This is a genomic window from Streptococcus mitis, from assembly GCF_026782895.1.
Taxonomy (GTDB): Bacteria; Bacillota; Bacilli; order Lactobacillales; family Streptococcaceae; genus Streptococcus; species Streptococcus mitis_CB.
The window spans coordinates 21,426-42,801 of the sequence record NZ_JAKUXJ010000008.1; the positions used below are offsets into that span (position 1 = coordinate 21,426).

The 21,376-nt window shown below is 41.0% G+C and carries 26 protein-coding genes; 1 reads left to right on the top strand and 25 read right to left on the bottom strand.

Annotated elements, in window-relative coordinates; genetic code table 11:
* Window positions 1-46: 46 nt before the first annotated feature.
* The 22 genes from MK480_RS09795 to tgt all read right to left on the bottom strand — a co-directional run bounded on the left by MK480_RS09795 (window position 47) and on the right by tgt (window position 18,615).
* Window positions 47-1,030, bottom strand: a complete 984-nt coding sequence (locus MK480_RS09795; protein ID WP_268707599.1) for a LacI family DNA-binding transcriptional regulator — start codon at window positions 1,028-1,030, stop codon at window positions 47-49.
* A 107-nt stretch (window positions 1,031-1,137) separates the two neighbouring features.
* On the bottom strand, window positions 1,138-1,848 hold the full coding sequence (locus MK480_RS09800) for an L-ribulose-5-phosphate 4-epimerase (RefSeq protein WP_261014620.1): 711 nt from the start codon (window positions 1,846-1,848) through the stop codon (window positions 1,138-1,140).
* The gene (locus MK480_RS09805) at window positions 1,848-2,711 is read right to left on the bottom strand and encodes an L-ribulose-5-phosphate 3-epimerase (protein ID WP_268707600.1); all 864 of its coding nucleotides are present in this window, start codon (window positions 2,709-2,711) and stop codon (window positions 1,848-1,850) included. Before MK480_RS09805 ends, MK480_RS09800 begins: the two co-directional genes overlap by 1 nt.
* 131 nt (window positions 2,712-2,842) lie before the next feature.
* The gene (locus MK480_RS09810) at window positions 2,843-3,478 is read right to left on the bottom strand and encodes an HI_0552 family protein (protein WP_268707601.1); all 636 of its coding nucleotides are present in this window, start codon (window positions 3,476-3,478) and stop codon (window positions 2,843-2,845) included.
* Window positions 3,479-3,528: 50 nt separating this feature from the next.
* Window positions 3,529-4,518 carry an RNA-binding cell elongation regulator Jag/EloR gene (jag, locus tag MK480_RS09815; RefSeq protein ID WP_268707602.1) on the bottom strand — a complete coding sequence of 330 codons (990 nt, stop codon included), beginning with the start codon at window positions 4,516-4,518 and terminating at the stop codon, window positions 3,529-3,531.
* Window positions 4,519-4,535: 17 nt separating this feature from the next.
* Window positions 4,536-5,360, bottom strand: coding sequence for a membrane protein insertase YidC (locus tag MK480_RS09820; protein ID WP_268707603.1), 825 nt, complete (start codon window positions 5,358-5,360; stop codon window positions 4,536-4,538).
* Window positions 5,335-5,706 (bottom strand): ribonuclease P protein component, encoded by a 372-nt coding sequence (rnpA, locus tag MK480_RS09825; protein ID WP_000739245.1) that lies wholly within the window; start codon window positions 5,704-5,706, stop codon window positions 5,335-5,337. The genes MK480_RS09820 and rnpA overlap by 26 nt, the downstream gene beginning before the upstream one ends.
* 149 nt (window positions 5,707-5,855) lie before the next feature.
* On the bottom strand, window positions 5,856-7,046 hold the full coding sequence (locus tag MK480_RS09830) for an acetate kinase (protein WP_077804620.1): 1,191 nt from the start codon (window positions 7,044-7,046) through the stop codon (window positions 5,856-5,858).
* A gap of 50 nt (window positions 7,047-7,096) precedes the next feature.
* Window positions 7,097-8,050, bottom strand: a complete 954-nt coding sequence (locus tag MK480_RS09835; protein WP_268707604.1) for a class I SAM-dependent methyltransferase — start codon at window positions 8,048-8,050, stop codon at window positions 7,097-7,099.
* 60 nt (window positions 8,051-8,110) lie between these two features.
* A complete protein-coding gene (locus tag MK480_RS09840) occupies window positions 8,111-8,698 on the bottom strand; it encodes a class I SAM-dependent methyltransferase (protein WP_268707605.1) in 588 nt (195 codons plus the stop codon).
* 32 nt (window positions 8,699-8,730) lie between these two features.
* Window positions 8,731-9,144 (bottom strand): competence type IV pilus minor pilin ComGG, encoded by a 414-nt coding sequence (gene comGG / locus MK480_RS09845; RefSeq protein ID WP_084925452.1) that lies wholly within the window; start codon window positions 9,142-9,144, stop codon window positions 8,731-8,733.
* Window positions 9,122-9,583: a competence type IV pilus minor pilin ComGF gene (gene comGF, locus MK480_RS09850; protein WP_261050285.1), complete on the bottom strand. Its 462-nt coding sequence runs from the start codon at window positions 9,581-9,583 to the stop codon at window positions 9,122-9,124. Before comGF ends, comGG begins: the two co-directional genes overlap by 23 nt.
* Window positions 9,546-9,848 (bottom strand): competence type IV pilus minor pilin ComGE, encoded by a 303-nt coding sequence (gene comGE, locus MK480_RS09855; RefSeq protein WP_153209718.1) that lies wholly within the window; start codon window positions 9,846-9,848, stop codon window positions 9,546-9,548. The genes comGF and comGE overlap by 38 nt, the downstream gene beginning before the upstream one ends.
* On the bottom strand, window positions 9,811-10,245 hold the full coding sequence (gene comGD, locus MK480_RS09860) for a competence type IV pilus minor pilin ComGD (RefSeq protein WP_185757749.1): 435 nt from the start codon (window positions 10,243-10,245) through the stop codon (window positions 9,811-9,813). The genes comGE and comGD overlap by 38 nt, the downstream gene beginning before the upstream one ends.
* Window positions 10,208-10,531: a comG operon protein ComGC gene (gene comGC / locus MK480_RS09865; protein ID WP_000738641.1), complete on the bottom strand. Its 324-nt coding sequence runs from the start codon at window positions 10,529-10,531 to the stop codon at window positions 10,208-10,210. Before comGC ends, comGD begins: the two co-directional genes overlap by 38 nt.
* A gap of 1 nt (window position 10,532) precedes the next feature.
* Window positions 10,533-11,549: a competence type IV pilus assembly protein ComGB gene (gene comGB / locus MK480_RS09870; RefSeq protein WP_125454983.1), complete on the bottom strand. Its 1,017-nt coding sequence runs from the start codon at window positions 11,547-11,549 to the stop codon at window positions 10,533-10,535.
* The gene (gene comGA, locus MK480_RS09875; protein WP_153209717.1) at window positions 11,497-12,438 is read right to left on the bottom strand and encodes a competence type IV pilus ATPase ComGA; all 942 of its coding nucleotides are present in this window, start codon (window positions 12,436-12,438) and stop codon (window positions 11,497-11,499) included. Before comGA ends, comGB begins: the two co-directional genes overlap by 53 nt.
* 76 nt (window positions 12,439-12,514) lie before the next feature.
* The gene (locus MK480_RS09880) at window positions 12,515-12,880 is read right to left on the bottom strand and encodes a DUF1033 family protein (protein WP_049499212.1); all 366 of its coding nucleotides are present in this window, start codon (window positions 12,878-12,880) and stop codon (window positions 12,515-12,517) included.
* 150 nt (window positions 12,881-13,030) lie between these two features.
* Window positions 13,031-14,089, bottom strand: coding sequence for a zinc-dependent alcohol dehydrogenase family protein (locus MK480_RS09885; RefSeq protein WP_268707606.1), 1,059 nt, complete (start codon window positions 14,087-14,089; stop codon window positions 13,031-13,033).
* 162 nt (window positions 14,090-14,251) lie between these two features.
* Complete coding sequence (gene nagA, locus MK480_RS09890; protein WP_001134550.1) at window positions 14,252-15,403, bottom strand: N-acetylglucosamine-6-phosphate deacetylase; 1,152 nt, start codon at window positions 15,401-15,403, stop codon at window positions 14,252-14,254.
* Window positions 15,404-15,554: 151 nt separating this feature from the next.
* Window positions 15,555-17,372, bottom strand: coding sequence for an acyltransferase family protein (locus MK480_RS09895; RefSeq protein ID WP_268707607.1), 1,818 nt, complete (start codon window positions 17,370-17,372; stop codon window positions 15,555-15,557).
* A gap of 100 nt (window positions 17,373-17,472) precedes the next feature.
* Window positions 17,473-18,615: a tRNA guanosine(34) transglycosylase Tgt gene (gene tgt, locus MK480_RS09900; RefSeq protein ID WP_020903627.1), complete on the bottom strand. Its 1,143-nt coding sequence runs from the start codon at window positions 18,613-18,615 to the stop codon at window positions 17,473-17,475.
* Window positions 18,616-18,731: 116 nt separating this feature from the next.
* Here tgt and MK480_RS09905 point away from each other — a divergent pair, with 116 nt between their 5' ends.
* Window positions 18,732-19,589 carry a DUF975 family protein gene (locus MK480_RS09905; protein WP_261016432.1) on the top strand — a complete coding sequence of 286 codons (858 nt, stop codon included), beginning with the start codon at window positions 18,732-18,734 and terminating at the stop codon, window positions 19,587-19,589.
* Between the two features lie 25 nt (window positions 19,590-19,614).
* Here the strand turns inward: MK480_RS09905 and pcp are convergent, their stop codons facing one another.
* The 3 genes from pcp to MK480_RS09920 all read right to left on the bottom strand — a co-directional run bounded on the left by pcp (window position 19,615) and on the right by MK480_RS09920 (window position 21,170).
* Entirely contained in the window at window positions 19,615-20,259 is a 645-nt protein-coding gene (gene pcp, locus MK480_RS09910; RefSeq protein WP_000866926.1) for a pyroglutamyl-peptidase I, read from the bottom strand.
* Between the two features lie 112 nt (window positions 20,260-20,371).
* Window positions 20,372-20,734, bottom strand: coding sequence for a DUF1304 domain-containing protein (locus MK480_RS09915; protein WP_000104409.1), 363 nt, complete (start codon window positions 20,732-20,734; stop codon window positions 20,372-20,374).
* 10 nt (window positions 20,735-20,744) lie between these two features.
* The gene (locus MK480_RS09920; RefSeq protein WP_261009578.1) at window positions 20,745-21,170 is read right to left on the bottom strand and encodes a MarR family winged helix-turn-helix transcriptional regulator; all 426 of its coding nucleotides are present in this window, start codon (window positions 21,168-21,170) and stop codon (window positions 20,745-20,747) included.
* Window positions 21,171-21,376: the final 206 nt, after the last annotated feature.

Here is a 21,376-nt window from a genome sequence, read left to right on the forward strand (position 1 = left end):
AAAAAATATTTTAAAAAAAGTATCCACTCGCGCGAATACTTCATTTCTAAAAAGAGCTTCTAAGAACTGTAAAGCTAGGAACGACAAGGAGTTGAGCAGGTTCCGCCGCTAGCTCTCCTCTTAATTTTTTGATTAGATGTTCTGCTGCCACTTGACCAATTTTATAAGAATCTTGACGAATACAGGACACATTCGGATTTAAAACCTCCATCCATTCCAAATCCTCGTAGGAACCCAGACCAAAATCACGAGGATAGCTGTAGTCGGTCTTGTTCAAGATTTTCATAAAATCAAGCAGGGCTGGGCCGTTCATGGTGAAAAAAGCGATTTTTTCTTGCCTTTGCTCAATCAACTGAAGAATTTTTTGAGCTGTCCCGTCTTGTCCCAAAACCAAAAGTTTCTCTGGGGCAGCCGAAACCTCTTCTTTAAAGCCCTGATAACGCATTTCCCGCGTCGAAATCCCCTCAATCGGAAAGGTGACAAAGTAAATGTCTTCATAGCCTGCCTTCTTCATTTCTGCCAGAAAAGCCTTGGTCGAGTCACGATTATTAGATACAACCGTGTCCAGCGTCACTTCTCTCGATTGCCTGTCCACTAGAACTGTCCGCTTCTTACTCAGCTTGTGAATCAGGGGCGAATTGGCATCCACTGTATCGAGAATAATCCCTGATACATTCTGCTGCTGAAGCCGCTCGATATTTTCCTGCTCAATCAGCTGGTCATTGTCTGAATTGGTAAAGTTAACCGTGTAGTCGTATTTCTTGCAAGTGTCATGAATTCCTTTGATAACTGAGGAAATGAAGGGATTGGTGATATCCGCAATCACAACGCCAATCGTCTTGGTGTCTCTGGTCACCAAACTTTGCGCCATTTTGTTAGGTTGATAACCAGTTTCTTCAATGGCCAGCCGGATTTTCTCCCTCGTCTCCAAAGACATTTTCCGCATATTTCCATTTAAGTAATAAGAAATCGTCGCCTTGGACACCCCAACAAAGCTAGCAATATCATTGATTGTTACTTTTTTTGTCATTTTGTTCTTTCTAACTCATCAAATTGCATTTATTATATCACTTTAAAAATCAAGATGCCACTTAAAACCAACACAAAAAAGCAATCTCTGGGACTGCTCTTTGTTTTTTAATGGCTAGCGCCTTTTTGCCCATAGTAAGCGTTCGGTCCGTGTTTGCGGAGGTAGTGCTTATCCATGAGGTATTTTGGTGCTTCTTTGACATCGGGGTTGATTTGCTCGGTGAAGCGCGCCATTTTGGCCACTTCTTCCAAGACAACGCTGTGGTAAACCGCAGCTTCTGGCGTCTTGCCCCAAGTGAAGGGACCGTGGTTGCGCACAGTGACACCTGGCACTGCCATTGGGTCAATCTGACGTTCGCGGAAGGTTTCAATAATCACGGTGCCTGTTTCTTTTTCGTAGGCCGTGTTGATTTCGCTTTCTGTCAATGAACGTGCCGCTGGAATGGGACCGAAGAAATAATCTGCATGCGTCGTTCCGTAAAATGGAATATCGCGCCCAGCCTGTGCCCAGCCAACCGCTTCCGTTGAGTGCGTGTGAACAACACCACCGACTTTTGGGAAAGCCTTGTAGAGCTCCACGTGGGTAGGCAAATCAGATGACGGATTGAGGTCGCCTTCAACGATATTGCCGTCCAAGTCGGTCACAACCATATTTTCCGGACTAAGCTTATCGTAGTCCACACCGCTCGGTTTGATGACAATCAAGCCCGCTTCGCGGTCCACCGCAGAGACATTTCCCCAAGTAAACTTAACCAAGCCATGTTTTGGCAGGTCACAATTAGCCTTGTAAACGCGCTCTCTTAATTCTGGTAACAGCATTAGTTTAACCCCGCTTTCTCAATGAGTGGATAAAGGAAATCTTGAGCTTCTTTGATAGCCGCCTTGGTTTCCTCTACTGTTGGACAATTTTCAGACCACATTTCAATCAAAAACGGCCCTTGATAATTGGTTTCTTTTAAAATTCTGAAAGTATCTTCCCAGTTGACACAACCCTGACCAAAAGGCACATCGCGGAATTGCCCCTTGGACTGCTCAGTCACAGGATAGGTATCCTTGAGATGCAGAGCTGCCAGGGCCTGGTGCCCGATAACAAACTCACTATAGAGGTCATTGTGCCAAGCTGAGAGATTACCTGTGTCTGGATAGACAAAGAGATAAGGCGAGTTGATAGCCTTTTCAACAGCCAAGTATTTTTCGATACTATTGATAAATGGGTCATCCATAATCTCAATCGCAAGAATAACCTGCGCTTGCTCCGCCCAATTACAAGCCTTGCGTAGATTTTTAAGGAAGCGAGCTCGTGTTTCTGGCGATTTTTCCTCATAGTAGACATCATAGCCCGCCAGCTGAATGACCCGCACACCCAAATCCTGCGCCAACTCGATACATTGCTTCATGGTTTCCAGCGACTTGGCTTCGAGGGCTGGATCGTTTGATCCTAGCGGATAGCGGCGGTGCCCAGAAAAGCAGATAGTCGGAATGCGGACACCCGTTTCATAAACGGCCTTGACCACTTCAAAGCGTTCTTCCTTACTCCATTCCAAGCGCGCTAAGCGAGCATCGCTTTCATCAACCGACATTTCAACAAAGTCAAAGCCCAGCTCCTTGGCAAACTCCAAGCGTTCTTTCCAAGTGAAGTGCTGGGGCGTCGCCTTTTCGTAAATTCCAATCGGACGTGTCATAGCCTACCCCCAAATTCGACGGATTTCGTCTTTAATTGTTCTCCTATATTATATAATGTGAAAGCGGAAACAAAAAGACCAAGAATTACACAGCGGACTGTTCACTCTTGGACTGTATGATTTATGATATTTTACGGATTATCTAATTTTCTTGTAGCTAAATAATAGGGAAGAATTTTAGCATAAGATTTCAATAGACCTTCTACGATTTCTTCTTCAGATAAATTTGCAGTCACAGGAACATCTGCCTTCACTAAAACTTTGCGAACTTCCTGATGGGATAGTTTTTCTCTTAACACTTGGCGATTTTCCTCAGTAGACTCCTTCTTATGACTTTCTCCATTTGAGTAGACTAAGTAATAAACACCTTCTACTGGTGGAATTTCTAAAACCTTGGCCTGCTTGCTTAAAGTTTGCTCATCTTTCTTGCGCTCGATAAAACTAACTTCTAGTGAGACTCCAAAATCCGAAGGACTTCCATACAAACGAAGAGCCAGCATAGGTTCTGTCACTTTCCCCTCACGCTGTAGATAAACCCAAAAATGTGGTCGCAAACGCTGCGCTTGGTTCATCCACTGGCTAGTCTGTTGGAGTTGCCATTCTGGATGGCTTGCCTGAAATGCTTTGGCCAATTCTGTAAAAGCCTTTCGGGCCTCTTGACCTTTGTGGCGTAATTCCAGCATCTTCTCCCGTTCTTCTCCCGCTTTATCTGGATTACGGTACTGCAAACCAGCAAAGTCTAAATAATCTCTTATCTTATTCAACATTAGTTTAATCTCCTCTAACTAGCAAAAAATCAGGAGAACCCTGATTTTACTTATTCTGTATCTACAACGACATAGCGATTGGGCTCGTCACCTTCAGAGTAACTGGTCACGCCATCCATACGTGAAATAATACGATGGATAATCTTGCGTTCGCTATTCGACATTGGATCTGTCTGATGACTGCGTCCTTCTTCTAAAACACGAGTCGCCAATTTTTGCGCATAGGTCTGCAAGACTTCTGCACGGTGTTCGACATAATCATTGACATTGATTGTAATGTAGAAGGTTCTTGAATAGCGGTTGTAAAGATAATTTTGAGCCAATAGTTGTAAGGCCTTCAAAACTTTACCATGGTAGCCGATAATACGACCTGGTTCGTTGGTGTCAATTTGTAGATTGATGCTACGACGGTTATAATCATTTGAAAGTGTGGCTTCAACATCCATGTCATCAATAATCGTTTGAACATAAGTCGTTACTTCCGTAGCTACTTGTTCAATATCAAAGCTTGGCTCCACCTTCAAGCCCAAATCTTTTAATTCTTGACTTTCAGTTTGCTCGGCTTGGCTTTCAATATTAGGAGTTTCTACTTCTCCTTCGAGAGCAGTTTCTTCAAGTTGTAATTCATTTAAAATCTCAATGTGACCAGTTTCTTCCAAGATAGTGCTGGCATGTCTTTCATGTTTTAAGATTTCAGCCTTGACTTCATCAGAAATACCTTGGCCTCCCTCTTCAATCTTTTTAATTGCTTCTACAACATGACCCAAATCAACCGTTGCTTCACTGACTGTTTTAACAGGCTCATTCAAATCATTGATTTGTTTTGGAACTCCCTTTACAGCTTGTTGGTTTGCTTTTACAACTGTCGTTTCACTAATAGCATCGATATCCACTTGGGCTGGTTTTTTACCAAATAAACCAAGAAACCCTTTTTTCTCACGAGAAATGACTTTGATATGTGCCTTCATTCTTGGAATATCTAATTCTTTCAATCCTTTCTGGATTGCTTCTTCAACAGTTGAACCTGTAAATACTACCATTACCAGATCCCTCCTTATTATTTCGTTTTCTGAGCCTTTTTCTTGGCTTTTCTTTTTCTATTTTCCAAATCTTTCTGTGCCTGTACTACCGCCTCGCGCTCTGCGATAATCTTGAATGGATTGTTCAAGAAATAGGTTTGCAAGACTTGATAAGCATTGGACACTGCCCAGTAGAGCGCTACTCCGCTTGGAGCATAAACCCCAAAGATAAAAATCAAGACCGGAATCCCATACATCATCGCAGTCGTAGCCCCATTACGCTCAGACAAGGCTTTATTAGACAGCCAAGTACTTAAAAAGGTAAATACTGCTGCTAAAATCGGAAGAACAAGGGTTGTATCCACACCACCAAGGTTAATCCATAAGAAATGACCTGTCTTTAAAAAGTCAACTCTTGATAGAGCTTGGAACAAGGCCAAGATAACCGGCATCTGAATCAAAATCGGCCAAAGAGAATCTGAATGTCTGACACCCATTTCTTTAAAGACTTTACGCATTTCTTGCTCTAGCTTGGTTCTGCTTTCCATATCACGACCTGGATATTGTTCTCGAAGCGCCTTAATGCGTGGTTGAGCTTCCTGCATTTTTCTGGATGCCACCATTTGCACCTGAAAGACTGGCAAGAGAACTGTACGAATCAAGATCGTAAAGAGAATAATCCCCACTCCGATACTGATATCAAACGATAAAAAGCGAATGATTTCCGCAAAGAAGTAAACAAATTTACTCCAAAAATCAGCCGAATCGGCTGTAATATCGCTAGTTGTCCCATTAGTCGCACAGGCTGTCATGATTAATAGAGACAGTCCTAGCAAACTAGTCAACTGTAGTTTCTTTTTCACTCCCATTTCCTTCCTGGTAAATCTTTGATAATTTTAATACGTGGAGTAGGTTTTTCTCCATCTCTGCGTATCCCAAGGTTTCGACTCCTTTTCGAGCAATGACAACAAAGTCGACATCTTCTACCAGACTCCCTTTTGCATTCTGGATAATATGTCGAATTCGTCGCTTAATTTGATTTCTAGTGACGGCATTCCCCAGTTTTTTGCTAACTGATAGACCTACTCGAAAATGGTTTTTCTGGTTTTCTAGTTGGTAGACAACAAATTTGCGATTAGCAAAACTTGTCCCCTCCTTGAAAATCGCCTTAAAATCTTTCTCTCTTTTTACACGAAAGTTTTTCTTCAAAACTCAACTCCATCTATTAAATTACTACTATTATACCATATTTTTCAAAAAAGCCAATCATAGCAAGGTTTTGGACAATTTCACCATAAAAAGAAGCTGGAAAAATCTCTTTTCCAACTCCTTGTACGGAATATTTTTACTAGTTTTACTTATTTTTTTAAGCGTTCAACGTCACGGGCAATAACTAGCTCTTCATCTGTTGGAATAACCAATACACGGATTTTAGCTGCATCTGTTGAGATGTCTCCTGTCACACCAAAGACGTTCTTTTCTGGGTCAACATCACAACCAAACCAAGAGATACCTGAGATAACATCTTCACGCACATTTGCAGCATTTTCACCAATACCTGCTGTGAAGATAATAGCATCTGCTCCATTTAAGACTGCAAGGTATTGACCGATATGTTTTTGGATGCGGTCAACATACATTTCATAAGCCAAAGTGGCATCGTGATCCCCTTCTTCCATAGCAGCAATCACATCACGCATATCACTAGACTTGCCTGAAACCCCCATTAGTCCTGATTCACGATTAAGGACATGACTAATGTCTTCAGGAGTATTAAAGTCCTCTGTATATTGCATTAAGTAAGGAATGATCGCTGGGTCAATATCCCCTGTACGAGTTCCCATCATCACACCACCAAGTGGAGTGAATCCCATTGAAGTATCGACAGATTGACCACCCTTAACAGCTGTAATAGAAGCACCATTACCGATGTGGCAAGTAATCAATTTCAAGTCTTCTAATGGACGTCCCAAGAGTTTTGCAGCTTCTCCTGCTACAAACTGGTGACTTGTACCGTGGGCACCATATTTACGAACCTTGTTTTCTGTGTAATATTTTGTTGGTAGAGGGTAGCGATAAGCTTTCTCTGGCATAGTTGTGTGGAATGAAGTATCAAAAACAACTACACTGGTAATGTCTGGCAACAATTCCTTGAAGGCACGAACACCTGCCGCATTGGCTGGATTGTGGAGAGGAGCCAACAAGCTCAACTCTTCAACTTTTTCTAAAACATCTCCCTCAACGACTGTTGATTCTTTGAAATATTCTCCACCGGCAACAACACGGTGTCCAACACCAGTAATCTCGTCATAAGCCTTGATAATATCGAAACGAATCAAGTCATCCAATAAGATTTTAACAGCTTGTGTGTGATTTTCGATATCCAAAATTTGTTGTTCAGAACGGCCATCAAATTTTACAGTTGAAATTGAATCTTTCAAACCGATACGTTCAATCAAACCTTTCGCCAATACTTTTTCTTCTGGCATTAAGTATAACTGCCATTTCAAACTTGAACTTCCCGCATTGATTGCAATTGTTTTTGTCATAACATGATACCCCTTTTTAAGCGTTTTCATCTATTATAACAAAATCTATTTTATATTTCAGTACCTTGAGTCCATTTTTGAAAATTTTCTTTAAATTTCATTAAAACACTTGCGTCTTGCAGGCTAGCAAGTGGGTAAACAAAAGGCTCTACTGCTATTTCACTTTTCTTCTGTAGGATAAAAATGGTCTTGGATTGTTTGGCATTAGCAAAGAGATTTTCAGGCAGACTAATCATGGCAACCAGATTTGCCTCTTCTTTCAACCAGCCTTTCAACAAGTCACTTTGAGGACTGGTCAACAAATCACTCGGAGCGAGAAAAATAGCGTATCCGTCTGACTTGAGATACTTTAGACCTTGTTCCATAAGCAAGTGATGAGCGTAAGTATGTTCGTGACTAGAAGCAACTTGATGACGCGACGCAACGGCATCATCAGGATAATAACCGACAGGCAAGTCGCTAATGACCACGTCACTTTCTTTGAGCATTTGTGGACGAACGGCATCTCCTTGGACAAAGCCAGCCTGCAAACCAATCACATCTGCCATACTAGCCGCCAAATCAATCAGCAAATCATCCACTTCCATTTCCAAGTAATCCACTTTTTTAGCAAGCGAGGTCAAGAAAGTAGCCCCCAGAATTCCCATACCAGAACCCATTTCGAGGATAGTGATTTCCTTTTCTTTAAACAACTCTTCCACAATAAACACCAAAAGTAAAGCAATAGCATCCGGTGTAAACTGGTGATTGGCCTGCAAGGGTTCTGTTTGCCCAGCCTTCATCAAGAGAAACTGGTAGGTCTTGAGCCATTCTTCTTTGCGTAGTGCTAGACGCTTAAGGGCCTGATTGTTCTCTCGGACCTGTTCTAGCTCAGTTTCACCATCCAGATAGATGCTATTTTGCTCCACCAAAGCGTCATAAAAGTTGGTTGCCAAATCACTTTGGATGACTTGGACATTCTCTAGTAAATACGTATAAGCTTGTTCAATTTTTTCAAAATCCATATTCCTATCTTATCAAATTTCCCTTCTTTTTTCCATCCTTATAGAAAAATCACTCCCTGATTAGGCGAGTGATTTTTGGGCTACTATTAAAAAGAGTTCTGAGTAATTTCCTTGAAACAGGTCTTCAGCGCTATAGAGAATCTGACTATGCACATATGAAAAACCAAACTGGGCTAGCCTGTTTTCCAGTTCAACCAATTCAAATCCATGATGGTTAGCTTCTGTCTTGGTAAAATCAGCAAGTAGGAGTTGTCCATCTTCCTTCAAATGTTGATGAAACAGTGAGAGAGCCGCATCCAAATCAGGCATATGATGAAGAACACGACAAACAACAATGAGATCAAACTCTTTCTCCAAGGGTTTTTCCAGTAAATCTTGCTCCAAAAACTGGATATTCTTGATGTCTTGCTGCTCCGCTTTCAAACGAGCTTGCTCCAGCATTTTCTCCGAAATATCCACCAATATTACAGACTTGGCCTGCTTAGCTAGGGGCAAGGTTAACAGACCCGTCCCTCCACCGAAATCCAAAATTTCTTTGTCTGATAGAAAATCAATCTGTTTCTCGACTGCTTGACAAACCAAGTTTGCAAGGAAGATATTTTTAGGTGAATCAAAAGTTTCTGCTTTGTGGTTAAAATCATGTTTCATATTTTCAGTTTAGCACAAAGTAGCTTGATTGGCTAGGAATTCTCTTTCTTTTCAACCTTCTCTTCTGATTTTTTATTCTCTGATTGATTACTTGAATCAGTCACTACCTTTTCCTTTTTATCTGTTTTCTCTTCTTTGATTTTGACGGAAGGAAAGATGAACTCATATTGGCTCTTAGGCGTATGAACCGTCGTCACCAAGCTTGTTTTCTTATTTTGATAGCTCACCTGACCCAGATTAAAGGCCTGTTCCCCACTTTCTTGCTCAACCTTATCTTTCGTTCGTTTGGCCATGGCAAAAGCGACCAGCTTTTCTTTATTTAAAGCGTAGTCTTGATAGTGGGTGACTTGTCGGTTCAAGTAAAATTGTAACAAAAGACTAAAGATGGCTGCCATAGTGACTGCATAGATGAGAACACCTGCCTTAACTTTTTTCTTTTTCCACACGATAGATGAACTCCCTTTCTAAACCTTTTTGGAATTGAAAACGAAAGCGAACCAGTTGATTCTCCTCTGTAATCTGTGCAGATTTGAGTCCATAAACCATGGGCTGATAACCCCGTCCACTGGCATCAGTTTTTCGAAAATCATCTGATTTGGACTTACCTATAGAAATATCCTTGCCATCCTGCTTCATATAGAGACGATTGCCTTCCACTTTTTCAAACTGCGAACGATCTAATTCTGCCTCCAACTGGTCCACAAACAGGAGCCACTCCTTTTGCTCGCTTTGCTGCTGGTAGCGAACTTCTGAAATGAGGAGCTGACTCATGGCTTGAAAGAGGAGTAAGCTTCCACTGATAACAACGAGAGCAATAAGGGATTCTAACAAGGTAAAAGCCTTGACCTTATGGCTCTTTGATAGCCAACAACTGTTCTGAGCCATGATAAACCTCCAATCCTTTTTCACTAGAAAACATCTGAATCTCAACTCCGTTTATGTTTACCTGATTTTGACCTGTCTGCAAGGCCATCTTAGCTACCCTCAAGACTTCTTCCTTTTGCAAGATTTTTGCTTCTTCTTGCCTATTTTTTTGAATTTGTCCCAAAAGTAGGGTCGCAATACTAGCAAAGATAGCTAAAGCAACCACTGCTTCCAGTAAAATCACTGCCCTAATTTTTTGTTTCCTTAATGCGTTTAATTTTTCCATTTCCTAGATATAATTGATAACGAATCGCTCCTTTACTGGTATGAAATTCAACCTTAGCCAGGGACGAATTGCCCCCAGCTCGATCAAATGTAATACTTTGGCCTGATGGTGCCTGAATCCCTTTGGGAACTGTCAACTTTTGACTGCCGTTAGTGATTGTCTGCCCATCTAAGTTCAGACTAGTCTTTTGCTGACTGGCTACACTGCGTTTTTGGGTTTCCCGATAGAGTTCTTCAAACTCCATAAAGAAAATCTGATCCTCTACCGCCGCAAAAGTGGACTGAACAGAACCTGACAAGCCCAAGGCAAGGATACTCACAAGACCCAAAACCAAGAGACTTTCAAGCATGGTAAAGGCCTTAATCTGCAACGGTTTGACTGGTATTTTGTTTAGCATGGTATTCTTTATAAGCTTTAGCCTGTTCTTCTGTGATTCTCCCATCTGCTTGTAACTTGCTTAGGCTAGCATCTTCATTTTTATCTAAGCTATAAAGCTCTGCCTGGCTTTCCACCACCTTAACAACAGCAGCTTTTCCTTTGTCGTTGACTGCTTCTTTTTGCTTGGTCAGATTAGGTACAAAGAGCAAGAGAAGCACGCTGATGATGAGCAAGACCACCAACATCTCCACAAGTGTAAAAGCCTTCACTTTCGCTTTTTTCAAGAATGTCATCATTTTTTTCATGTTAAAAATTTACCTCCATATTTTGATACATGGGCATGAGCATTGCCGCATAAAGTAAAACGATAATCAGTGCCACAAAGATAAAAACCAGTGGCTGCACCAAATTCATGGTGCGGTTAACTCGGGTAAAAAAGGCTTCCCAAGTTTTTTCAGCATAGATTTCCAACTCACTCCCCAGCTTGGACTTGACTTCACCATACTCGATAATAAGACTCAACTCTTTCTTAAAGAAAGGATAGGTTGCTATGGTTTGAGAAAATTCGCGACCATTTTGTAGGGCTTGAGCTAGATCTTGACCGATTTCTTTAAAGAGTTGGGAACCTTGTTCCTGCATCATTTGAAAAATCTGCGTCAACTCCATCCCTTGAGAAATCATATTCCCCCATTCACGCGCATAATAAGCTGTCAAATAAGTCTGAACAAAGATTCCAAGGAAGGGAAGACGCGCTAAGATAGAAAAGACACGCATTTTGGAACTTCTTTTATAGAAAGTTAGTGCTAAAAGGGCAAGTATGGAAACAAACCCCACCATTCCTAGAAAGATTTGTGGCAGATTTCCAATGATTTGGGTGGCAATATTGCTACTATCCAGTTGTGGTAGTAGATAGTTCCGTAGCCCCAGCATAATTAAGAAAAGAAAACCCAGCAAAATCAAGGGATAGGTCGCTACTTCAATTAATTTTTTCTTGACCTTGGTCAGATTGTCCAGATACTCTTCTATCTTTCCTAAACTAAGGTGGAGATTCCCATGAACTTCAGCTAGGGATAACTGAGTGACAATGGCACTTGAAAAACCCAAACTTTCCATCATTTCTGAGAATGATTTCCCCTGAGACAAACCTGTACGCATCTGGGTCACACACTGCTTGTCCAACAAAGCACTCCTATCTAAAAATGAGATAGTCTCCACTAGATGAAAACCGCTGGAAAAGAGATTGTTAAACAAGGTGATGATATTTTTTTGCTTAGCTGTAGCTAATTTTTTCCGTTTCAGCCTGAAGACTTGTGATATGTCCATCTTTAAGAAGCTGGTCAATCTGTTCATTCCAGCTAGTTGGCTGGTGTTCTTGATAGTCTTTGTTTGCAAAGTCAACAATTCCTCCTCCCCCGATTAATCTCTGGTAACAAACACCTTGCAGAACGACTGCCAATTCCTCCTCACTCACACCCAACTCCAGCAGGCGCTCATAAACACCTCGAATGCTCTTGGCATGGATGGTTGAAAAGACTGTCGCCCCTGTCAAACTGGCTCTAACAACTGCACGCGCCGTCTCGCTGTCCCGAATTTCTCCGATAATCAAGAGATCTGGCCGATGACGCAAGGAAAGTTTGATGAGATTTTCATAGGTCAACCCGATTGCTTCGTTCAACTGCAACTGAAGCATGTCGTCCTGCTTGATTTCTACAGGATCTTCGATGGACATAACTTGCTGTCCTTTAAAGAGTAACTTGGCCAATTCATGCATCAAGGTCGTCTTGCCACTTCCGACTGGACCAGCAAAGAGATAGAGACCACGTTGCCTATACTGCTTGCCAAGTTCTTCAATATCCTGAAACCAAAAATGCAAATCCTGCTCCTCATCATGCAACAAGCGAATCACCAAACTCTCCTGCCCTCGATAATCGCCTACAGTAGATAGACGTAGGGACGCCATCTTCTGGTCATAGGCATAATCACAGGAACCAAGTTGACTACGTCGCTTTTCTCCAACATTCATACCCGCCACAAACTTAAAGTGACTGATGACGGCCGCAAATTTTTCGAAATCATAACAACCGATTTTACAGCGCTCGTCTCCTATTCTCATATGAAGCTCATAAGCGTCTAACTTGGGGACAAAATAAATGTCTTGTGCCCCTTTTTTCCGAGCCGAACGAATGATTTCTTGTGCAATTTCTTGAACCATACTTACCTCCTCACCTATACTATTCGCAAAGATTTGGAAAAATAAAAAAAGCAACTCCAAAAAAGTTACTTTTTCTCTATTTTAATTTCATACGGCAAGAACGGTGCCTTTCCTTACCTGTTTGTTTTTCATAGCCTGGACGTAATTTTTCATCTGGGATAACCTGCTCGTCCTGCAAAAGAGCCAAAGAATGGTATTGTTGTAAATAGTCGTCACATTCATCACACCAGCGTTGGTCTTCTGGATCCCAAAAAATAGTCATCAAGTCACTTCTACTTTTATAAAGAGGGGATTCTTGTTCCAGTCTAAACCAGCAAGTTTTATAGTATTTGAGAGCATCATAATACTGATCAAATTTTCTACTTGCTACAATATCTTCTTCCCAACCTTCTATAAACCACCAAGGTTCAAAATCTCCGTACATTTCTATAACACGATACATATTCATTCATTCCTTTGTACCGTATATTATAACCAATTCCGCTAAACAAGGAAAGAAATATGCTCATTTCTTAATTTTTTGATAAAAAATCCAGTCATCTGATGGATGACTGAATTTCTATTTGCTTGTGTTCCAAAATCTTTTTACTACCTAAGCTTCTGAGATATCGTTTTCAATAATGACCTTGATGGCATGGTGGTCTGCTGCCTTACTGAAGACTTCATAAGCTTTTTCAATTTCACTGAGTTTGAAATAATGGGTTACCAATTTTTCTGGTTCAATCTTATGACTTTCAAGAGCTTTCAACAATTGTGGAGTTGTATTTGTAGATACCAAACCAGTTGTTACATTGATGTTGCGAATCCAAAGTTTATCCAAATCGAATTCAACTGGTTTACCATGTACACCACAGTTGGCAACTGTTCCGTCTACACCGATAATCTTTTGACAGAAATCAAATGTTGCAGGAATACCAACAGCTTCGATAGCAACATCTACACCACGACCATCTGTCAAATCATAAATTTCTTTAATGGCTTTTTCAGGGTCTGAAGAATTAACCTTGTGAGTCGCACCAAATGATACAGCAGTTTCCAAGCGGTTATCGTCTAAGTCCACCATAATCAATTTGGCTGGTGAGTAGAACTGAGCTGTCAAAAGAGCAGCCAATCCAACTGGACCTGAACCAACAATGGCTACGCTACAACCAGGTTCTACTTTCCCTTTTAAGACACCAATTTCATATCCAGTAGGCAGAATGTCTGATAGCATAACCAAGGCTTCATCTGACAAGTCTTCTGGAGTGTGGTAAAGAGTGTTATCTGCATGAGGGACACGTAAATATTCAGCCTGCATACCATCAATCAAGTGACCGAAAATCCAACCCCCTTCGTCTTCACAGTGGGCATAAATTCCTTTTTTACAGTAGTAGCATTTACCACAGGCACAGACACAAGAAATCAAGACCTTGTCGCCTTTTTTGAAGTTAGAAACTCCTTCTCCAACTTCTTCAACAATCCCAATCCCTTCGTGACCAAGAATGGTACCACTTTGGCAAGCAGGGACATCCCCTTTAATAATATGGAGGTCTGTTCCACAAATAGTAGTTTTTACGATACGCACAATAGCGTCTGTTGGCTTGCGAATAACTGGTTTGTCTACATCAACAAAAGAAGCAAGTCCTGGTTTAACATAAGTATAGGCTTTCATAAAGCTTTCCTCCGTTTTTTTATTTGTACTATTTATAATATAATTGTAAGCCTTTTCATTTGCTTGTTCAAGTCTTTTTGTGATTTTCTTAACTTTTTTATTTACCAGTAAAGTACCCTGCATAAAAAAGCAGAAGCTAGTCTCTAACTCCTGCTTTCTCTCTTATGCTTGATAACGTTTCACGCCATCTAGATAGGTTGCTACCAATTCCAAATCTTTATCTAGTACGATAAAGTCAGCATCATAACCTTCACGAATTTGTCCACAGACATCGTCAATATTAACAGATTTAGCTGGGTTAAGGCTGGCCATCATGACCGCTTCATGCGGATTCGCAATTCCCCATTCGACAACATTTCTCATACCATCTTTAAGTTTGAGGATAGAACCTGCCAAATTACCAGTAGATTTGAGACGTGCAGTTCCATTTGCTACTACAACAGGGAATTCTCCCAACATATAGTCACCGTCTTCAAGCCCACCAGCTGTCATACAGTCCGTAATAAGAGCGATGTTTTCTGTCCCCTTTTGCTTAAGTAAAATCTCACAAGCTTTTGGATCTACGTGATAACCATCACAGATCAATTCTGCGTAAGTATGTGGGAGCTCATACATAGCTCCTACCATACCTAGTTCGCGGTGTGTTAAACCACGCATCCCATTATAGGCATGTACCCATACACTAGCTCCAGCATCAACTGCCTTCTTAGCTTGTTCAAATGTCGCATCTGAGTGTCCAAGTGCAACTGTCACACCTTCACCTGTAATAGTACGTACAAAATCTTCCACTCCATCACGTTCTGGTGCAATAGCGATTTTATTTAGCATCCCTTTTGCAGCATCCTGCCAAGAATGAAACTCCTCAACACCCGGGTCTCTCATATAAGTTGGATTTTGTGCCCCCTTAAAAGTTTCTGTGAAATATGGACCTTCATAATAAATCCCACGAATCTTAGCACCTGTTGCTTCTTTATAATGGTTTCCAAGATTTTCAGTGACTGCAAGCAATTGCTCATAAGTGGCTGTTAAAGTTGTGGGCAAGAAACTGGTAACACCGGTACTAAGAAGTCCTTCACTCATAGTATGCAATGTACCTTCAATGTTGTTGTCCATCACATCTACACCTGCATATCCATGAATATGAGTATCCACAAGACCTGGTGCAATGCTATAACCAGTATAGTCAAGAACCTCTGCTCCTTCAGGAATTTGATCCACATGTTTCCCAAATTTGCCATCAACAAGTTCTAAGTACCCACCGCGACGAATGCCAAATGGATAGAAAAACTGATCCGCTTTAACGTAATTAGGCATAATAATGACCTCCTTAAAAGATTACTTTTGATATTTATTATGTCAATTACATTATAAACCTTTCTGATTCATTTGTAAATGGTATAGACCTGTTTTCTAGATATATTTTAAAAGAGCTGGATTTCTCCAGCTCTTCTCTTTTTAATACAAGTTATTTTGATTTAACCGGCTTGTCTTGAGCTGTTTGCAAGGCTGCAGCAATGGTATCTGCATACAATTTAGCTCCTGCTTCAATTTTACTATTGTCACTTCCAAAATGGACTTGGTCTGTCCCAGTCCAAATTTCTGGATGTTCCTTAGCAGCTTGATTCCAATCTGCTATCGTAATGTAAGGAGTTTTCTCTGCCAATTCTCTCATATAGGCAGCCGCCTTCTCAACGATTGCATAGGTCTCTTTTGTCTTATCCCCCTCATAAGGAGTCACCAAAACCATATGGTGGCCCTTAGGAAGATTTTTTACGATACTATCCCAATCTTCCTTGTAATTTTCAGGATTATTTACCCCAGTCGCAATGACCACCATCTTAGGTAAAAATTTATTCTGGCTATTGTTGAGCATGATTTCATTGGCAGTCTTGGTTGTTCTGCTGACCTGCGCGTTAATCTGTGCTCCAGGAAGGGCTGTCTGCAGGGCTGTATTTGCCCTTAAAGCCACCGAGTCACCAATTAACATAGTGCCATCAGCAATTCCTAAACTATCAGCTTCTGCCCGTTCTGTCATTACCTTGGTCTGGTTAATATTTGTTGCAGCTTGCTTCAAGCCATTGACAGTTAAGTCTGTCTCAAAAGCTCCCACTTGTGGTGCCAACAGAGTTACTAAGAAGACAATGAAGGCTAAAATTCCAGTACTTGCTGCAAGGATTATGTGAATATGAGGCAGGGGACGGAGGGTTTGTATAATAGGTGTGTCCTTTCCTGCAATCCAAGGTTCCAACACATAAAATGATAGACCGGCGAATCCATAAGAAAAAATCAAAGTTAATAACACAGCAAGAAGATTTGATGTCAACTGTGAAAAAATGATATAGAAAGGCCAATGGAAAAGATAAACCGCATAGCTAGTATCCGCTAAAAAGCTGATAATCTTTGGCTCCTGTATATGAGGAGTCTTTTCATGTAAGACACGCGCCGCCAGAATCATAGCAATGGCTGCAAGACTGGCAAGCAAGAAGCCCATAAGATAGGCAAAGAGATAGGTAAATTTGACAAAGAAGGTCAAAATGAGTAAGAAGCCAAAACCTCCTCCAAAAACTAAAAGGGTCTTGCGTAAATCCCAGATTTTATCCAATTGCTTAACTAGGGAAGTCGTCTGACGAACGCCTACGATAGTTGCTAACACACTTCCCAAAAAGAATGGATAGACATGAGTTAAACTGGAGAAGTAAACAGAGGAATAAGAAGTTACTAGAAAACTACCAATAAACATAGAGAAGAAGCTGATCAAGAAGGCAGCAGCAGACAAGAGAAAGACCATCCCCTTCAACTGACCATTTGATTTAGCCTGTTTGGATAAGAACCAAACTGCCAATCCCCAAAGAATATAGTAGTGAACCTCAACGGCCAAGCTCCAATTATGAACAAACAAATGTGGAATGAACTGAGATTCATAACTCCCACCTGTTAGGAGCTCATAGAAGTTGGTCATGAAGCCTAAAACACCCGCAATCTGACCCCCAATTCCAGCCACATAATCTTGGCGAACTAGAAAGGTAAAGGGCATGGTCACCAAGACCATCAAAACCACAGGTGGCACGATACGATAAAAGCGTCTCCTAAAAAATCCAACCAAATCAATTTCATGACTTTTAGAAAATTCTTCGATAAGTAGAGCTGTAATCAGGAAACCTGAAAATGTAAAAAAGACATCTACCCCGAAAAATCCTCCAGGAAAGATCGTCTGAAAGAAATGATACAAGAGTACCAAAAGTAAACCTGTAATCCTAATCAAGGAAAACCATTTAATACGCATACGAGTTTATTCTCCCTTTCATTATACACTTTATTCTATCAAAAAAAGAAGAAAAATCCCAAGAGAAAACTTAGGATTTTTAGCTTATATCTATTCCAGTTTAAAAATTACGGCCTGATTTATTATAGCCATATTTTTCAATAAAATACTCACGGAATTCCAAGAGATTGTCATCCATGATGGCTTGTCGCACTTGCTTCATCAGGTTAAGCAAGAAGTAAAGATTGTGGTAGCTAGTCAAGCGGATACCAAAGGTTTCATCAGCCTTGAGCAGGTGACGAAGATAAGCGCGTGTATAGTTCTTACATGTGTAGCAATCACACTCAGGATCCAGTGGCGTAAAGTCCTCAGCAAACTGAGCATTTTTTACAACCAAACGACCTTGACTGGTCATACAAGTCCCATTACGAGCGATACGAGTCGGCAAGACACAATCAAACATATCCACCCCACGAATCACCCCATCAATCAAGCTATCTGGCGCTCCCACACCCATCAGATAACGAGGTTTATTTTCAGGAAGCAGTTGGGTTGTGAAGTCCAAGACAGCATTCATCTCTTCGTGGGTTTCTCCCACTGCCAAACCACCGATAGAGTAGCCTGGGAAGTCCATGCTGACAAGGTCATGAGCCGATTGTCGACGAAGGTCTTCAAATCCAGCCCCCTGCACAATCCCAAATAACCCTTGGTCATGCGGACGACGGTGAGCCTTCAAACCACGCTCAGCCCAACGACTGGTACGCTCGATTGATTTCTTAACGTAGTCGTATGGTTGATAAAACTGGGGACATTCGTCAAAGGACATCATGATATCTGAACCCAGATTGTTCTGAATAGAGATGGCTTTTTCTGGGGACAAGAACATCTTAGAACCATTGAGATGGTTTTTAAAAGTTACCCCTTCTTCTGTGATATTGCGACTATCTGCTAAGGAATAAACCTGAAAACCACCACTATCTGTCAAAATAGGCTGGTCCCAATTCATGAACTTATGGAGACCGCCTGCGCGTGCAATGAGTTCATCTCCAGGACGAAGCCAGAGATGATAGGTGTTTGACAGGATAATTCCCGACCCCATTTCCTTCAATTCTTCAGGCGACTGAGTTTTGACAGTGGCTTGTGTCCCAACTGGCATAAACATAGGTGTTGGGAAGGTACCATGGGGTGTGATGATTTCTCCCAGACGAGCTCCCGTGTGTTTTTCTTTCTTAATCAAACGATATTTGATTGGTGAATCTGACATTTTTTACCTCCGAAGCTGGGAAAGACAGTCCCAGTTCATACTTTGTGCCCAAGGGCATACTGTATGATTTTATCAAAAAAAGTAGGAACTGTCACGAACTATGGTATAATGAGAGAATGAAATACCGAAAAATTGATTTAAAAACTGTTCGTCTGCAGACCAGACAATTTCAGGCTGAAAATCCCCGCCTCTTTCTCGTCTATCTCTTACCTAGCATGCTGGTCATCTTGTCTGGCTTCCTCAATCCCTTAGAGCGCATCAACGAGAGTGTTTTAGAACAACCCTTTTTAAGCGTGTTTGGTCATGTATTCCAAGCCTACCTTTTTCCTCTATTAGTCTCCTTTATCGGAACAATACTTCTAACCAGTTCAGTCTATACAACACTGAAACTCATCAAGAATCCTGATACAGAACTATCCGTCAAAAATAGTCTCACTCTATTTAAAGAAGAGCACTTTTCACAAACCTTTTTGACTCTTCTCCTCAAACGTTTCTATCTCTTCTTATGGAGTATTCCTAGTTTGCTTGGAATTTACTTTCTTTTTTACAGTAGCTTTCTAGCAAAGAAATTCGTAGTTCTTCATCCTGAGTTTCCCAATCTGGATCTCACGTCAATTGAAACTGAGCGTTTCCTCATGACCTTTGGTCTTTACTTTCTAGCAAGTATCCTCTTGATGATTGTCGGAAATAGTCTCTATATTCCACAATACTATGCCTATTCGCAGGTAGAATTTCTCCTCTGTGACACCCTAGACTTGGGCCAAGCTAAACCAGGGCAAATCCTTAAAACCAGCCGTTTCCTGATGAAAGGCTATAAGTTTCAGCGTTTTGTACTAGACTTACAACTCCTTCCTTGGTACTTCCTCAATTGGATTACCTTTGGAATTGCTAGTTTTTCACTCCTACCCTACATTAAAATCAATAAAATGATTTTTTACCGAGCAGTACTGGCTCGAAAACGTCCAAAAGCTTGAAGGTGGCCCCTCAAGCTTTTTTCTATCAATGAGTTTCTCCACCTACCAACTTGAGATCCTGATCTCCATGTTCTATAATAGCCCCGATTGCCGCTTCTATCCCTCGCCTAATATCCACTAAACTCATAGCTGGAGTAGTCGGTCGATTCACCACCTGTTCCATCATATAAGGAATGTGCATAAAACCTGCCTTAACATGTGGAAATTTCTTTTCTACCAAATAGAGAGCCTGATACATCAAATGATTGCAGACAAAAGTCCCTGCCGTATTTGAAACAGAGGCCGGCAAGCCCTCTTTTTTTATAGCTTGGACCATCGCTTTAATCGGCAGACTACTAAAGTAGGCCGAAGCACCATCCGCTCGAATGGGAAGGTCAATCGGCTGATTACCTTCGTTATCAGGAATGCGTGCATCGTCTTGATTAATGGCTACTCGCTCAGGTGTCAAGCTGGTTCTTCCACCTGCTTGGCCGATACAAAGGACAAAGTCAGGTTGATAGCGGTTCATCTCTTCTTCCAATACTTGAGCCGATTTGTGAAAGACTGTTGGCACTTCTAACCAACGGACCTCAGTACCATGGATTTCAGCTGGTAAACCTTTAATGGCCTCCAAAGCTGGATTGACCTTTTCCCCTCCAAAGGGCTCAAAACCTGTCACTAATACTTTCATTTCTAACTCCTTACAAAAGATTCCATGAAATTCTTTTCTTAAAAACAAGTATAACATATTTCCCTTATTCTGGAGTGAAAAGGACTAGAGAGTATCAGACCGGCATTAAAGTTTATTTAAAGAGTAAAATACTGATCAAGGCCAAAATAGCTGGTCCACCTTGCTTTAAAATAATTTTCTTATCCGCTGTGAGAGAGCTATAAGCCGCAGCACCAATCACAAATAAAACAAAAATAGTCACAATTTCTAAATTCTGTGAAAAATAAATCCCATACAAGAGAAAGACTCCTAGCAAAGCATTATAAATCCCTTGATTTTTAAATAATGAACTTACTGACGGACGAGCCAATTCTTCCTTTTCCATGTTAAAGACACGACTAGTTGCATCTGATTGCGTTGCAATACTTTCCAAATAAAAAATGTAAAAATGCTCCAAAGCAACAATCGTTGCTAAAATGATTGTAATAGTTGACATCTACTTCTCCTTAAATTTCTATATTTTCAATACCCAAAACTAATTTGTTTAATAAACGGCTGAGTTCTGTTCTTTCAGACTCTGTTAAGATACTTTCCATCTCTTCCTTAACCCTGATGTGCTGCAGAGGGGGATTCACTACTAACCGATTCTTCGCATACTTCGTAGCCTCTACCAACACTTCTCGCTGATTTTCAGGATTGCGATGACGCTCCACTAAACCTTCCTTTTCTAAAATCTTGAAATGCCGTGTCAAAGCAGCCTGATCAATCTTCAAACGCTCCTGAACCGCCATCTGATTACAGGGAGAATTCTCCAGCAAAAAAAGTAACATCTGATACCGTGTCAAACTAATCCCAAGTCTTTTTTCAAACAATTGCGTACTCGCTTGCTCAGACAAGCGGAGTTGATAAAGTAGATCTTGAATCTCTAGCATTTCTTCCTCTTTTTTCTTGATTTATCAATAGTTGACTAATCAACTCTAATATAAAGTAAAATAGATTGCAAGAATTTTGCTTAACTCATTACAAAATGCTAACTTCCCATTCTCCATTCATATTGATACTCAATGAAAATCAAAGAGCAAACTAGGAAGCTAGCCGCAGGCTATACTTGAGTACGGCAAGGCGAAACTGACGTGGT

Coding starts and splice junctions, on each gene's coding strand:
- MK480_RS09795 (WP_268707599.1), bottom strand. CDS start 1,030: ATGACAAAAAAAGTAACAATCAATGATATTGCTAGCTTTGTTGGGGTG.
- MK480_RS09800 (WP_261014620.1), bottom strand. CDS start 1,848: ATGCTGTTACCAGAATTAAGAGAGCGCGTTTACAAGGCTAATTGTGAC.
- MK480_RS09805 (WP_268707600.1), bottom strand. CDS start 2,711: ATGACACGTCCGATTGGAATTTACGAAAAGGCGACGCCCCAGCACTTC.
- MK480_RS09810 (WP_268707601.1), bottom strand. CDS start 3,478: ATGTTGAATAAGATAAGAGATTATTTAGACTTTGCTGGTTTGCAGTAC.
- jag (WP_268707602.1), bottom strand. CDS start 4,518: ATGGTAGTATTTACAGGTTCAACTGTTGAAGAAGCAATCCAGAAAGGA.
- MK480_RS09830 (WP_077804620.1), bottom strand. CDS start 7,046: ATGACAAAAACAATTGCAATCAATGCGGGAAGTTCAAGTTTGAAATGG.
- MK480_RS09835 (WP_268707604.1), bottom strand. CDS start 8,050: ATGGATTTTGAAAAAATTGAACAAGCTTATACGTATTTACTAGAGAAT.
- MK480_RS09840 (WP_268707605.1), bottom strand. CDS start 8,698: ATGAAACATGATTTTAACCACAAAGCAGAAACTTTTGATTCACCTAAA.
- comGF (WP_261050285.1), bottom strand. CDS start 9,583: ATGGCTCAGAACAGTTGTTGGCTATCAAAGAGCCATAAGGTCAAGGCT.
- comGE (WP_153209718.1), bottom strand. CDS start 9,848: ATGGAAAAATTAAACGCATTAAGGAAACAAAAAATTAGGGCAGTGATT.
- comGD (WP_185757749.1), bottom strand. CDS start 10,245: ATGCTAAACAAAATACCAGTCAAACCGTTGCAGATTAAGGCCTTTACC.
- comGC (WP_000738641.1), bottom strand. CDS start 10,531: ATGAAAAAAATGATGACATTCTTGAAAAAAGCGAAAGTGAAGGCTTTT.
- comGB (WP_125454983.1), bottom strand. CDS start 11,549: ATGGACATATCACAAGTCTTCAGGCTGAAACGGAAAAAATTAGCTACA.
- comGA (WP_153209717.1), bottom strand. CDS start 12,438: ATGGTTCAAGAAATTGCACAAGAAATCATTCGTTCGGCTCGGAAAAAA.
- MK480_RS09880 (WP_049499212.1), bottom strand. CDS start 12,880: ATGTATCGTGTTATAGAAATGTACGGAGATTTTGAACCTTGGTGGTTT.
- MK480_RS09885 (WP_268707606.1), bottom strand. CDS start 14,089: ATGAAAGCCTATACTTATGTTAAACCAGGACTTGCTTCTTTTGTTGAT.
- nagA (WP_001134550.1), bottom strand. CDS start 15,403: ATGCCTAATTACGTTAAAGCGGATCAGTTTTTCTATCCATTTGGCATT.
- MK480_RS09895 (WP_268707607.1), bottom strand. CDS start 17,372: ATGCGTATTAAATGGTTTTCCTTGATTAGGATTACAGGTTTACTTTTG.
- tgt (WP_020903627.1), bottom strand. CDS start 18,615: ATGTCAGATTCACCAATCAAATATCGTTTGATTAAGAAAGAAAAACAC.
- MK480_RS09905 (WP_261016432.1), top strand. CDS start 18,732: ATGAAATACCGAAAAATTGATTTAAAAACTGTTCGTCTGCAGACCAGA.
- pcp (WP_000866926.1), bottom strand. CDS start 20,259: ATGAAAGTATTAGTGACAGGTTTTGAGCCCTTTGGAGGGGAAAAGGTC.
- MK480_RS09915 (WP_000104409.1), bottom strand. CDS start 20,734: ATGTCAACTATTACAATCATTTTAGCAACGATTGTTGCTTTGGAGCAT.
- MK480_RS09920 (WP_261009578.1), bottom strand. CDS start 21,170: ATGCTAGAGATTCAAGATCTACTTTATCAACTCCGCTTGTCTGAGCAA.